This is a genomic window from Mucilaginibacter sp. 14171R-50, assembly GCF_010093045.1.
Classification (GTDB): domain Bacteria; phylum Bacteroidota; class Bacteroidia; order Sphingobacteriales; family Sphingobacteriaceae; genus Mucilaginibacter.
Genome location: NZ_CP048115.1, coordinates 2326127 through 2340260 on the forward strand (window position 1 = coordinate 2326127; position 14134 = coordinate 2340260).

The following is a 14134-nucleotide window of genomic DNA, read 5'->3' on the forward strand; positions in this document are numbered from 1 at the left end:
GGCAATGTTCCTGTGAGTTTTACTAAAGTCATTAATTATAGTTCAAATTCCAAGCCAGATAATTTAATATTTATAGGATGCCAAAATATTATCTAAAACATTTATTTTTAGCATGCACTATTTTTAATGTATGGGCAAAAAATACCCGGCACTGTTTAGTTTCCTTCTGTTTATTGCCTGTACCATTCAGGTATTTGGCCAGCAGCAAATACCGTATAATGCTGCACGGCAGCAAAAATTAGATTCAATTTCGTTACGGTCGGCTCAAAATTTTATCAACGCTCATCAAAAAGCCCTGCAAATGGCGCCTTCAAGGGGCTGGGCTATCCGCAGGGTCACAAAAGCCGGCAACCTTGTAGCCTTGCAAGGTGTAAACAGCCTGGGCTTTCCGGTTTTTTTGATCACGCATAATAATACTATTTCGGCAGCAACCACGGGCACCAACACGGTGCAGCCCGGCGGTGCCTTAGGCCTGAACCTGAGTGGCAGCAGCACGTTTTTGAACAATAAGCTGGGTATATGGGACGGCGGCCAGGTGTATAAGGCCCACAGGGAGTTTGCCGGTAAAACCATTACCGCCAGGGACAACGCCGGCGTGCTCGACCACTCTACCCACGTGGCCGGCACCATGATAGCCAAAGGAGTATACGCCCCGGTAAAGGGCATGGCCTATGGCGCGCAAACCCTGTTGGCCTGGGATTTTGATGACGATGTATCCGAAATGAGCGCGGCGGCATCGGGCCTGTTACTTTCTAACCACTCGTACGGGGATGTTGGCGGCTGGGACTACAACAGCAGTGATGGCCGCTGGGAATGGTACGGCCTGCCCGGCGATACCGAAGATTATAATTTTGGTTTTTATGACGCTCGTGTGCAATCGTGGGATAAGATTGCCTATAACGCGCCCTATTATTTGATAGTGGAATCGGCGGGTAACAGCAGATCGAGCAACGGGCCGGCCATAGGGTCAACCTATTACGGCTATGCCAGCCGCACAAACCCCACTTTTGTAAATAAAGGGCCGCGCCCTGCCAATATCAGTAGTAATAACGGTTATGATATTATCACCACAACAGGGACCGCAAAAAATATACTTACGGTTGGCGCGGTAGGCCCTTTGCCTAACGGGCCGGTTAACCGCGCCGATGTGGCCGTTTCGTTCTTTAGCAGCTGGGGGCCCACAGATGATGGCCGCATCAAGCCCGATATTATGGGTAACGGCGAAAACGTTGTATCTACGGGCACGCAAAACACCAGCTCGTATATCACACTGTCGGGCACATCCATGGCGGCACCCAATATCACCGGGTCGTTATACCTTTTACAGGAGTATTACGCGCAAAAAAACAACGGTAACTTTATGCGGGCCGCCACTCTAAAGGGCCTGGCCTGCCATACCGCGTTTGATGCAGGTAACGTTGGCCCCGATTATATTTACGGGTGGGGCCTGTTAGATATGCGCCGTGCCGCACAGGCCATTACCGATAATGGCGTAAAAAGTATCATCAGCGAAAACACCCTTACACAAGGGCAAACAAAAAGCTTTGACGTGGTTGCATCGGGCGAGGGGCCTTTATCAGTAACCATTTCGTGGACAGACCCCGAAGGCACCCCAACGGCCGGCACAACCATAAACGACCGCACCCCAAAACTGGTGAACGACCTTGACCTGCGGATAAACGATGACGCGAACATTTATAATCCCTGGGTGCTTACGCCCGACAACCCTTCGGCACCGGCTACAACCGGCGATAATATCAGGGATAACATCGAGCAGGTATACATTGCCAATGCGGTGCCTGGTAAAAAATATACCGTTAACATATCGCACAAAGGTATATTGCGCTCGGGCAGCCAGGCCTATTCGGTTATTATAACCGGAACGGGCGGCAACGCCTATTGCGCCTCGGCACCGGCATTAACGGCCGATTCAAAGATCAATAAATTTACATTAGCGAATATCAGCTATACAGCGGGAGCAGGCTGTACAGGCTATACCGATAACACCAATTTGTCCGTACAGCTGGAAGCCGGTAAAATTTATCCCTTTAGCCTTACATTAGGTACTTGCGGCGCTGATTTTAGCAAAGCCGCAAAAATATTTGCCGACTGGAACGGCAACGGTGTTTTTGATGCTGATGAGCTGGCCGCTACTACTGATGTTGTTGCCGGCAGCAATATCGTTACAGGCAATATTGCTGTACCGGCAACGGTTACGCCGGGCAACATCAGCCTGCTGCGTGTAGTGTTGAATGAAACCACCATACCTGACGCTATCACGGCCTGCGGCACCTATAATAAGGGTGAGACGCAGGACTACCGTATACAATTTTTAAAACCATCTGTTGATGCGGGGGCCATAGCTATTGTAAACTCCGAGGCCGGGGCCATCTGCGCAACGGCGGTAGCAGTTACGGTAAGGCTAAAGAATTTTGGCAGTTCGGGCATAAGCAATGTGCCGGTTACCGTAACGGTTACCTCGCCAAATAATACAGTGACTACATTAACCGAGGTGTACACCGGCTCGTTAAGTCCCGAAGAAGAAACCGACTTTACCTTTACCGGTAAATTTAACGCGGTTGCGGGCTCTACTTACAACATCACTGCCGAAACCACCATGCCCGGCGACCCCATAACCGCCAACAACAAAACAACTGGCACTATCACTATTGGTTACCCGCCCGAAATTACCGGGCTGCAAGCCTACTTCTGCACCAATACCAACGTCTACGAATTATCCGGCACCGGCGACGGGCAACTGCTTTGGTATAAGTCGGCTACCGATGCTATCCCGGTAGGGTATGGTTCGCCTGCATCGGTAACGCAGCCCCCGGTTAACAACACTTTTTACGCGGGCTTAAATGATTTTAGCGGCAAGGTTGGCCCGGCTACCAAAAACGTGTTCAGCGCGGGCGGGTATAACCAGTTTACGCCGGGCGTTGAAGTAAACACCAAAATACCGGTGATGATTGAAAGCGCGCGGTTGTATGTGGGCAATGCCGGACGGGTCATTTTTACGGCGACTAACGATAACGGCGAAGTGGTATCATCGGTAACACTGAATGTTACCGCAACAAGTTCATCTTCCCAGCCCGGCGAACAGCCCGACGACCCAACCGATCAGGGTAAAGTATATACGCTTAACCTGTTGCTGCCTGCCGCCGGTAACTATACCATCACCCCATCGTACGAAGGCGGTGCAACCATCTACCGTAACAACGGCGGGGTAAAAGGTTATCCGTTTACGATCGGTAATATTTTCAGCATCACCGGTAATGATGCCATATCCGATGCCGGCGAAAGCGATACCACCTATTATAAAAACTTTTACTACTACCTGTACGATATGCAGGTACGCAGTCCGGGTTGTCCAACTGCTCAGCGTGCGGCTGTCACGGTTGCCAATCCGGTCATCACGCAAAATGGCGATATATTAAACTCAAGCATAGCAACCGGTAACCAGTGGCTTTTAAATGGAGAAGTTATTGAAGGCGCTGTAAATGCCAGTTACACACCACTGGTTAGCGGCAACTACCAGGTACAGGTTACACACGATAGCGGCTGTGTGACGGTGTCGGATGTGTTTGCGTACGCGCTGGTAGCCAAACACCCCGATAAAAGTACAGATATTGGCCTGGCAGTATTCCCGGTACCGGCAAATACTTACTTTAATGTACTTTTTGAAGCTAAGGCGGCGGGTAATCTGCAGTTATCGCTCGTGAACAGCGCCGGGCAAACCGTGTATCAAACAACACAAACTATTGCCGCAGGTAATTTTAGTACTGCAATAAACACGGTTAACCGCATCCCGGGCACTTACATCCTCAAAATAAAACTGGGGGATAAGGTTTATTCAAAAAAGATAATTATTGCGAAGTAGGATGAATACCGGATATCCAACATCGAACGTTTTACTTTATTATTCGATATTGGATATCCGATGTTCTACATTTAAAGGAATACTGATCGTTTACTTAAAACGTATATTTTAACCCAAGGCCGGGGGCAAGGTCAAAAAATGGCCCGGTTGCCAGTTCAACACGTGGGTTTAAGTCAAGGCTAATGGCTATAGGGGCATCGGGCAATTTGTATTCAAGGCCTAAAACCCCATCAGCGCCAAGCAAAACCCGGCTGTCGCTGTAATAGTTATCATCGCCAAAGCGTTTGTAAACGCCGCTGCCCACAGCGCCAACGTGCGCGCCAAAACCATAGTAAAACTTAAGCAGGGGAGTATTAAAAGCAGGTTGATGCAATTCGTATAAGCCTGTTACCACAACGCCGTGGTTACGGATGCCTAATATCCCTTCAAGCGCGGTGGTGCTGTTCATGAAATATTTAACAGAGGGGCCATTTTCGTAACCGCCGAATTTAAGGCCGACAGCGGTTTTGTAGTCCTGCGCCTGAGACCGGTTAGCAAGCAGCAAAAAGGATGTTAGTACTACTGCAATGAGGGTAAGTTTTTTCATAGTAATTTTTTTTGATGCGGTTTGTATTCATACCGCATGCGTTGCGTAAATGGTTTAATAGTTAACGTAATTAACGGCATAGATAGCGTTTTATGCTGTTTAAATAAAAATGATGCTGCAATAATATATCACATAACTGATTTCCAAACGTAAAATAATCAACATTTCCACATTGTATTTGTAACCTTAAATACCTTAAATTACCCCAATATTACCTGTTATGATCAATTTTAAACCTATAATAGCGTGCACGGCCGTTGTGTTTTTTGTAAGCCTGAGCTTTGATGCGCCTGCACAGCAGCAAACTATTAATCCCGCAAAATACCGTAAGGGTATGGTGGTATGTGCCTATCCCGATGCGGCAAAAGCCGGGCTTGAAGTATTAAAGAAAGGCGGCAACGCGGTAGATGCGGCGGTTGCTGTGCAGTTTGCACTTGCGGTTACACACCCGCAGGCCGGTAATTTGGGCGGCGGGGGGTTTATGGTTTACCGTTCGGCAAAGGGCCTTTCGGCCACGCTCGATTTCAGGGAGAAGGCGCCGGCCAAAGCAAGCACCAATATGTATCTTGATGCCTCGGGCAACGTTATCCCGGATATGAGCCTGTACACCCACCAGGCGTCGGGCATACCCGGCTCTGTTGATGGTATGATTGCTGCACATAAAAAGTTTGGTAAATTAAAATGGGCAGTGTTGGTACAGCCTGCAATTAACCTGGCGTTTAATGGGTTTAAAATGACCAAACGCCTGGCATCGGATATCAACCGCAATAGTTCGGTATTTAGAAAACTTAACCCCGGTAAAAATTATTTGGTTAAAGATACCCCGTGGCAAGAGGGCGATACCCTGATACAAACCGATCTTGGCAATACGCTGGCGCTGATACGCGATAAGGGCCGTGCCGGCTTTTACGATGGCAAAGTAGCCGACCTGATAGTAGCCGAAATGAAAGCAGGCAAAGGTTTGTTTACTAAGGCCGACCTGAGAAATTATCATTCGGTATGGCGTAAACCGCTTACCGGTATTTATAAAAACTATAAGATCATTACCATGCCGCCGCCGTCAAGCGGGGGTATAGCGTTACTTCAATTGCTCAGATCCGTAGAAAGCTTCCCTTTACACCGGTATGGCTTTAACAGCGACAGCACCGTTCAGGTAATGGTTGAGGCTGAGCGCAGGGTATATGCCGACCGCTCGAAATACCTGGGCGACCCGGATTTTTATAATGTCCCTGTTGATAGCCTGCTTAAGCCCCAATATCTAAAAAACCGTATGCAAAGCTTTAACTGGGATGCCGCCACACCAAGCGCCGCTATACAGCCGGGTACTTTTATAGGTTACGAGAGCGACCAAACCACCCATTATTCTATTGTGGATAACGAGGGGAACGCTGTAGCCATCACCACCACGCTGAACGACACTTTCGGTTCAAAGATATTTGTGGCGGGCGCCGGCTTTTTGCTGAACAATGAGATGGACGACTTTAGTTCGAAGCCGGGCGTACCTAATATGTATGGTCTGGTTGGCGGTAAAGCCAATAGCATACAGCCGGGCAAGCGCATGCTATCCAGCATGACACCCACTATTGTCGAAAAAAACGGCGGGTTGTTCATGGTGGTAGGGACTCCGGGCGGTTCAACTATTATTACGTCGGTGTTTCAAACAGTGCTGGATGTTATTGAATTTGATATGGATATGCAGCAGGCCGTAAGTGCAAAGCGGTTCCATCACCAATGGCTGCCCGATGAGGTAGGCAGCGAACCCGGTGCCTTATCTGATGCGGTAAAAGATAAGCTTACTAAAAAGGGATATAAGTTAACCAACAGGGGCGCTATTGGCCGCGTAGACGGTATATTGAAAACGAAGACTGGTTACCAGGGCGGCGCCGACCCGAGAGGGGATGATACGGCGATAGGTTGGTGAGTAGTGAGTGGTGAGTAGAGAGGTTGAGTTAGTAATTACACATGACCACTCACAATTCACTACTCACCAATCAACTAAAAACATTATGTTTGTGAGTTATGCGAAGCAGTGTAAAACACCAGGAAACGATTGATTATTTTTTAAAGATAGTTTGGCAAACTGTTGCCAACCGTTATAACCAGTTAGTTACCGAATTTGGTATTACACAGTCTATTGGTTACCTGCTCATCAATATCGACGAAGAGGGCACTACGGTATCGCAGGCGGCAGCGCTACTGGGCCTTAAATCAACCAGTTTATCGCGTATGTTGAACCAATTGGAACAAACCGGGCTTATTTACCGCGAATCGAACAAAGGGGATAAACGTTCGGTAAAAATATATTTAACCGAGCTGGGTAAAGAGAAGCGCCAACTGGCAAAAAACGTTGTAAAACAATTTAATAATTACCTTAACGCCCATATAAGCGATGCTGATAAACAGTATTTAACTGAGATGCTTAAAAAAATAAATCAGCTTACCCTCAACTACAAACCATAAAACACTCTTTTTAACGTTATGCTAATTGTTAAAAAGTGTTAAGCTGCTGATTTTGCGATATAAAACAATAAATTTGCCTTTTGAAACTGGGATGAACAGGATACTGTTGATATTATTTTTATCGGTTGTTTGTTTTTCGGCCTGCAAAAAAGGGTACGACCCCATTGCCGAAGAGCGGGTGCAGGCAGAGAAAGATGATAAAATAATACAGGATTACATAGCCGCTACGCCGGGCTTAAGCTCGGTAATAAAAAGAGTGGACAGCGCAGGAGTTGCAACCGGTGTTTACTATGTGGTGTTAGCGCCCGGAAGCGGTAATGCATTGTACACAAATTCTACACGTATTACGGTTGACTATACGGCCAAAATACTTACAACCGGCGAAGTGTTTGCGCAAAGCAATAATTTTCACCCATCCTTTATATTAGGAGTGGATGTTTTCAGGGCCTGGCGGTTGGGAATACCGCAGATACAAAAAGGTGGTAAAATACGGATAATTGCCGCATCAAGGTATGTTTACGGTCCGTACGACCAGCCCGAGCTTAATTTACCCAAAAATTCGGTGGTAGATTTTGAGATTGAACTTTTAGATGTAACGAACTGATTTAGATGAAACAAAAGATTTTTACTTTTTTATTAATAGCAGCCACAGGTTTAACCGCCTGCAAAAAAAATACCGATAACCAGCCCGATATCAGGGAGTACGATCAGCAGCAAATTCAGGCCTATATAAGCGCTAATGGCTTAACGGATTTTAGCCAGGATACCACGAAAGATGGTACAGGCACTACCGGTATGTATTATAAAATTATAACAAAGGGCAGCGGCGATACACTGAAATATGCCGACAGGATATCAATGGTATATACCTTAAAGACTTTGGATGGGAAGTATGTATCATCAGATACTATTACCAACCATTTATATGAGTATTTGGGACACCTTGTTAACGATAACCTGCCGCAGGGGTTACAACTTGCGGTTCATAACCTGTTGCAACACAAAGGTGCCAGTATGCGCGTGCTTATTCCGTCGAGGCTTGCCTATGGGCAAAAGGGTTACGGATCGGGTAGCATAACCAATGTAAACGCCCGTATAGGCGGTAATCAAAGCCTTGATTATTATGTACACGTAATTGCCGACCAGGAGGTTTATGATGATAAGGTTATTAATAATTACCTAGCCGCCAATAATTTAACCGGATATACTAAAGACCCGCTGGGCTATTATTATAAGATAACTACCCCCGGTACCGGGCCGGAAGGCGGAATATCAGAGTTTTCGAACGTTGATCTGACTTATAAGGGAACGCTGCTAAATGGTACTACATTTGACGAAAGTACAACCGCCATTACCTTTACACCCTATTCGGTAATTGAAGGGCTGGGCAGCGCGCTTCAAAAGTATGGCGTAAAAGGGGCTTCTATTTCTATGCTGATACCATCATCGCTGGGCTATGGCACCGCTGCACGAGACCTTATACCGTCAAATTCGATACTTAGGTACGATTTTCAAATAACCGATATTAAGTAGCAGCAATTGTTTATTTACTTAAAGCCTTTTTAAAAGCTTTTAAACACCGTTCGCGCGCAAAGGCGTGATCGACAATGGGTTTTGGATATGTGCTGAAGTCGGCATATTCCGGAACCCATTTTTTGATGTATTCCATTTTGGGGTCGAACTTTTTTAACTGGCTGTCCGGGTTAAATATTCTAAAATACGGCGCTGCATCGGTACCGCTGCCGGCCGCCCATTGCCAGCCGCCAACGTTACTGGCCATTTCGTAATCCAATAGTTTACGTGCAAAATAGCGCTCGCCCCAGCGCCAGTCTATCAGCAGGTCCTTGCTTAAAAAACTGGCTGTTACCATGCGCACCCTGTTGTGCATAAAGCCGGTGGCATTAAGTTCGCGCATGCCTGCATCTACCAGCGGGAAGCCTGTTTCCCCTTTGCACCAGGCCTCAAACTGGTACTCGTTGTTAAGCCATTCAATACGGTCGTATTCCGGCCTGAAGGCATGATCCATCGTTTTTGGAAAGTGATACAATATCATCATGTAAAACTCCCGCCATATCAGTTCGTTCAGCCAGGTCTTTTCGGGCGATGCATACGCATCCCTTGCACATTGGCGTATACTTATAGTGCCGAAACGCAAATGTACGCCTACGTGCGAGGTGCCTTTTATGGCAGGGTAATCGCGTGTTTGAGCATAACGGTCAATAATGTTTTGGTAACTTTTATTGGGGTAACTTAATCCGCTTATCACAAACCCCATCTCCTGTAACGTAGGTAATGCAGATGGTTCTGTCTGGAACAGATTGTTTAAGTATTTCTCAGACGGATAACTTTTCAGGTAAAACGGCGATAGCTTTTGATACCATTTGTTTTTATAAGGCGTATAAACCGTGTACGGCTTACCATCATCTTTAATTACCTCGTCTTTTTCAAAAATAACCTGGTCTTTATAAGTAAAAAGCGTGATGTTATGCTTAGCCAGCAAATTTTTTACAGCCGTATCGCGCGCCGTTGCATAAGGCTCGTAATCGTGATTGGTATAAACAGCGGCGATGTTGTAAGCCCCGATCAGTTTTTCCCAGGCGTGTTCGGCCGTATCAAATAAAGTAAGTAAGCTGCTACCGTGTGCCTGGCACAGCTTGGTTAAATCTTCGATAGCTTTATAGATAAACGTTACGCGGGCGTCGTCTTCATCTTCCAGGTGCTGCAGTATATTTTTATCAAAAATAAATATAGGCAGCACAGGGTTACCACTTTTTAAAGCATGATATAAACCCGCGTTATCTGCCAACCGCAGATCGCGGCGAAACCAGAAAATACTTACCGGTATGTTTTTAACCATATATTTCTTTCAAGGCCCCGGTTATATCGGGATAGTTAAACTTAAAGCCCGCTTCCTGAATTTTTTGTACCGATACTTTGGTGCTTCCTAATACCAGGCTTGCCATTTGGCCAAATAATAACTTTATTAAAAAGGCAGGAACCTTAGGCGCCCAAAGCGGCCGGTGCAGATGGTTAGCAACGGCCCGGGTAAGTTCAGAATTGGTTACAGGGAACGGGGCCGACATATTGAAAACGCCTGTTAGCTGATCATTCGATAAACCGAACAGGTACATTGCTATTACATCATGGTGGTGTATCCATGATACCCACTGCCGGCCATTGCCTAAAGCCGAACCTACACCCATCTTTATAGGCCGGGCCAGCTGCGGCAACGCACCGCCTTTGGTTGTTAATACCACCCCGGTACGGAATTTTACAATGCGAAGGCCAAATTGCGCGCCCTCGTCCACTGCCTTTTCCCATTCTACGCAGCAGGTGCCAATAAAATCTAATGCGGGCTCCTTATCTTCAGTGAGCAGTTCATCGCCGCGGTTACTGTAATAGCCAATACCTGATGCAGAAAGCACCGTTGTTACCTGATTAGGTTTGCTGCCCATCAGCCGGTAAATAAGGGCGATTGATTTGGTGCGGCTTTCCACAATCTCTTTTTTACGTTTTTCTGTCCAGCGTTTTTCTGCTATGCCTGCACCTGCCAGGTGAATAATAGTGTCGATGCCGTCGATACAATGCTCGTCTATCACGTCATTTTTAACATCCCACAAAAAAGTTTTTACCTGCGGATTTTTAGGCGCGCTGCGGCTCAAGTGAGCTACACTGTGGCCACTGTTAAGCAGCGCTTTTGTAAGTTCCCGGCCCAGTAAACCCGAGCCGCCGGTGATAAGTATGCTTTTACCCATATTGGTGTTTGATAACCTGGTTATCCGTTTATTAATGCAATTATAAACTGTGGCTTAAAGGTAGCAACCGTTTCTGCAAAAAGTTTGCAGGGTGAGCTTATTTATTGTTCATGGTGTGGGCCACGTGTGCTTAACAGTTTATGTTGACACTACGCCGGTTGTTACCGATATGTGCAGCCATTTGTAACATTTTTGTTGGTTATAGCCATTTGCTTCAAAACCCAATGAAATGGATTAAACCTTTTGTTTGCTTAAATGTTAAGGTATTAACAATAAATTATTAATACTATGTATACGCACAGTTTTCAACAATTTTTAATTTGCTTATGTGTGGCAATAATCGGGCTTGTGGCCGCCTATGGGTTGTACTGCCGTAAACGTTATATCTCGTTTTTAGGCACAGGAAGGGTTACCGATATACAGACCTGGGAACTGAAAGCCACGCTGAGCTGGATTGCCACATCTGTACTTGTTTTTGCAATGATAATACCACTGATTATTGAATAAAAGGCATACTAAATTCCCCCTATGTTCAATACTGCAAATGGCATTGATTGTTCAAAAAGTATTATTACCAGTTTATGCCCGCAAGATAATTGCGGGCATTTTTATTTTCGTTTATCTGATCTCGGCTGATGGTTACTGCCCGGCAGCCGCAATATGGGGTTTATAGGTGTCTGTTTTTACCCTCGCTTTTAACTCGTGCAAAATATTGTATAGTCCGAAATTTGTGCGGTTTACGTAAATAAAGTGTTTTACACCGCGGGCTTGCTTAAACTCGGGCATTTTTGAAACCTTTTCGCCAAAGCCAAACAGATCGTCAAAAAATGCTTTCTCGCCAAAATCAAAAGTATTAGTAATGTATGGCTTGGCAAACAGGCTTATCATTTGCTTATACATGCTGTAATAAAATTCAATTTGCGCAGGTGTGTCATTTGGCAATATCATTTCCAGCTTGCGGAAAGCTTTGATGGTTTCATCTTTGTCATCGAACAAATTTGTTGAGGTAAGGGCGAAGAAGGGGTAATAAAAATCGTCGGGCATAACTTTTATACAGCCGAAGTCAATAACGCCCAGTTTGCCTTCGGGGGTGATCAAAAAATTTCCCGGGTGCGGGTCTGCATGTACGGCACGTAGCTCGTGCTGCTGGTAGTTATAAAAATCCCAAAGCGCCTGGCCGATCTGGTCGCGTAGCTGCTGCGATGGGTTGGTAGCCAAAAATTCGCGCAGGTGCTTGCCTTCCAGCCAATCCATGGTGATAATACGTTTGCTTGACAGGTCGGGGTAATATTCGGGGAAAACAATGTTATACAGGTTTTTGCAGGCGATTGAAAACTCTATGGAGCGGCGTACCTCCAATTCATAATCGGTTTCTTCCAGTAAGCGCTCTTCTACTTCACGCATGTAAATGTCCAGTTCTTTTTCGCTCATGCCCAGCATCCTGAAGGCGAAGGGTTTTACCAGTTTCAGGTCAGACGAGATGGAATCGCCCACACCGGGGTATTGGATCTTTACCGCCAGCTTTTTGCCGTTAAGCTCGGCCTGATGCACCTGCCCTATAGATGCAGCGTTGGTAGAGCGGATGTTGAACTTGTCGTAGATCTGGTCGGGGTTTTTACCGAAATATTTTTTAAACGTTTGCACAATAAGCGGCCCAGACAATGGCGGCGCATTGTATTGCGATTGCGTAAACTTATCTACATAAGCCTGCGGCAATAGGTTTTTATCCATGCTAAGCATTTGCGCTACTTTTAGCGCGCTGCCTTTAAGCTCGCTTAACGACTGGTAAATGTCGGTAGCGTTATCCTCGTTCAACTCAGACCTGTCCATTTCCGGGTTAAACAGTTTTTTAGAGTAATGCTTAATGTAATTGCCGCCAATTTTGAAGCCCGTTTTAACGAATTTGGCGCTTCGTTCAACTTTACTGGTAGGAATGCTGTTTTGCTCTTTATTAGTATTATCGCTCATGGTATCAATCAAATAATGCGGCCAGTTTTTGCGGCGTTATGTCGGCATAGTCGTCAATTACCATGTTTGCCAGTTCGGTAATTATTGCGGCCGGGTGCGCGGTAGTGATGCCAACAACCTTCATGCCCGCATTGTTCCCAGCCTTTAATCCCGACAGGGAATCTTCAAACACAACACATTTTTCGGCACGGGCGCCAAGGCGTTCGGCAGCCTTTAAAAATATTTGCGGCGATGGCTTAGGCTGGCTGACCATATTACCGGTGACGATGGCGTCAAAATACTGCCTTATGGGGATGGCTTCAAAAATAAAATCAATATCCTCTACTCCTGACGATGTAGCCAAAGCTATTTTAGCGCCGGCGTCTTTTATCTCTGCTAAAAAATTTTCCAATCCGTTAACCGGGCGCAGGTATGGTAAAAAGGTAGCCTCGTAAAGCTGCTGCTTTTCTTTAACCAATGCCTGCTGTTCGGCTTTATCCAAATTATCGCCAAAAAACCTGGTAATGGTGTTCAATATCGGCACGCCGCTTATTTCAGCCAGGTAAGTTTCGTGGCTTAGCTGGGGCAGGCCGCGTTTATTAAAAAGTTGCTGCCATGCGTCAAAATGGAACGGCGTGTTATCTATCAGCGTGCCATCCATATCAAATATGGCGGCGAAAGAAGCCTCACCTAAATCCTCTCCAAAGGAGAGGACTTTCTTACTTTTATTAGAAATTTTCTGATCGCTCATTTATATGTCTAAGCCCCCTTTCCTTTGGAGAGGGGTTGGGGCGAGGCCCCTAAAAACCCATCTTTTCCTTTAACCCGCCATTCTTGGCCAGGAACTTGCCGTACTCAAAAAGGTTATCAATCGGCGAGCGCTGGAAAAGGTCGAAAGTTACGTTTACGCCTTTTTCTATTGCTTCATCGGTTTTCTCGAACCCGGCCGAATCGTCGTTTATCCAAAAATTCAGCACAAACCCAAACTGTACCCAAAGTGCATCTTTATAACGCTTGCTGAAAAACTTGCGGTCGCTAAGCTCTTGCGTTTCTATGCCCTCGTTCAAAATGCCTTCAGCAAAGTTTTCAAACAACTCTTTTGTTGGCTCCAGTACCTTTGGGGTACCGAGGGCGCGGTGTTTCTTTATACTGTAAACAGCAAAGCTGCGGTTGCTTTTCAACAGCTCAAAAAAGCTGTAAAAAAACGATAAGGCTTTTTCGCGCGAAGAGTACTGCACCCAAATTTCCTGCCCGCGTATCTCGGTAAGCGTTTTGTTGGTCAGGTCGGCCCAAACGCTCTGTTCAACCGCGTCAAACGATCCGAAAAAACGGTAAAACTCTTCTTCGGCCATTTTATTCTTTTTAGCGAACACATAAACCGATTTTGGCGGCTGCCCCTCGGTAAGTACATGATCGATATAAGCTTTTTGGATGCTTTCGGTAGTTGCCATATTGTTGTGTTTTAACGTTTAAAGGTACCTATAATCGGGTAAACAAATATCATGC

General features: G+C 46.0%; 12 protein-coding genes. 6 read left to right on the top strand and 6 right to left on the bottom strand.

All coding sequences use genetic code 11. The features are described from left to right. Positions 1–130 precede the first annotated feature (130 nt). Positions 131–3880, top strand: a complete 3750-nt coding sequence (locus GWR56_RS10710; RefSeq protein WP_162431238.1) for a S8/S53 family peptidase — start codon at positions 131–133, stop codon at positions 3878–3880. A 94-nt stretch (positions 3881–3974) separates the two neighbouring features. Here the strand turns inward: GWR56_RS10710 and GWR56_RS10715 are convergent, their stop codons facing one another. Further along, positions 3975–4466 (bottom strand): hypothetical protein, encoded by a 492-nt coding sequence (locus tag GWR56_RS10715; protein WP_162431239.1) that lies wholly within the window; start codon positions 4464–4466, stop codon positions 3975–3977. 220 nt (positions 4467–4686) lie between these two features. On the opposite strand from GWR56_RS10715, the gene ggt reads away from it, so the two are divergent. The 4 genes from ggt (at position 4687) to GWR56_RS10735 (ending at position 8459) form a co-directional block, all read left to right on the top strand. Continuing rightward, positions 4687–6387 (top strand): gamma-glutamyltransferase, encoded by a 1701-nt coding sequence (gene ggt, locus GWR56_RS10720; RefSeq protein ID WP_202925308.1) that lies wholly within the window; start codon positions 4687–4689, stop codon positions 6385–6387. A 98-nt stretch (positions 6388–6485) separates the two neighbouring features. Then, positions 6486–6926 (top strand): MarR family winged helix-turn-helix transcriptional regulator, encoded by a 441-nt coding sequence (locus GWR56_RS10725; protein ID WP_129876297.1) that lies wholly within the window; start codon positions 6486–6488, stop codon positions 6924–6926. A gap of 91 nt (positions 6927–7017) precedes the next feature. Beyond that, positions 7018–7530 carry an FKBP-type peptidyl-prolyl cis-trans isomerase gene (locus tag GWR56_RS10730; protein WP_162431240.1) on the top strand — a complete coding sequence of 171 codons (513 nt, stop codon included), beginning with the start codon at positions 7018–7020 and terminating at the stop codon, positions 7528–7530. Between the two features lie 5 nt (positions 7531–7535). Then, complete coding sequence (locus GWR56_RS10735) at positions 7536–8459, top strand: FKBP-type peptidyl-prolyl cis-trans isomerase (protein WP_162431241.1); 924 nt, start codon at positions 7536–7538, stop codon at positions 8457–8459. Positions 8460–8469: 10 nt separating this feature from the next. On the opposite strand, the gene GWR56_RS10740 is transcribed toward GWR56_RS10735, so the two are convergent. Then, a complete protein-coding gene (locus GWR56_RS10740) occupies positions 8470–9783 on the bottom strand; it encodes a deoxyribodipyrimidine photo-lyase (protein ID WP_162431242.1) in 1314 nt (437 codons plus the stop codon). After that, positions 9776–10681: a TIGR01777 family oxidoreductase gene (locus tag GWR56_RS10745; RefSeq protein ID WP_162431243.1), complete on the bottom strand. Its 906-nt coding sequence runs from the start codon at positions 10679–10681 to the stop codon at positions 9776–9778. Before GWR56_RS10745 ends, GWR56_RS10740 begins: the two co-directional genes overlap by 8 nt. A gap of 330 nt (positions 10682–11011) precedes the next feature. Between GWR56_RS10745 and GWR56_RS10750 the strand changes: the two genes are divergently transcribed. Further along, positions 11012–11188, top strand: coding sequence for a hypothetical protein (locus tag GWR56_RS10750; RefSeq protein WP_162431244.1), 177 nt, complete (start codon positions 11012–11014; stop codon positions 11186–11188). A 132-nt stretch (positions 11189–11320) separates the two neighbouring features. Here GWR56_RS10750 and GWR56_RS10755 read toward each other — a convergent pair whose 3' ends face one another. The 3 genes from GWR56_RS10755 to GWR56_RS10765 are packed head-to-tail and all read right to left on the bottom strand — an operon-like array spanning position 11321 to position 14079. Next, complete coding sequence (locus GWR56_RS10755; RefSeq protein ID WP_162431245.1) at positions 11321–12649, bottom strand: AarF/ABC1/UbiB kinase family protein; 1329 nt, start codon at positions 12647–12649, stop codon at positions 11321–11323. A gap of 4 nt (positions 12650–12653) precedes the next feature. Further along, the gene (locus GWR56_RS10760; RefSeq protein WP_162431246.1) at positions 12654–13379 is read right to left on the bottom strand and encodes an HAD family phosphatase; all 726 of its coding nucleotides are present in this window, start codon (positions 13377–13379) and stop codon (positions 12654–12656) included. A gap of 49 nt (positions 13380–13428) precedes the next feature. After that, the gene (locus GWR56_RS10765) at positions 13429–14079 is read right to left on the bottom strand and encodes a TetR family transcriptional regulator C-terminal domain-containing protein (protein WP_162431247.1); all 651 of its coding nucleotides are present in this window, start codon (positions 14077–14079) and stop codon (positions 13429–13431) included. Positions 14080–14134: the final 55 nt, after the last annotated feature.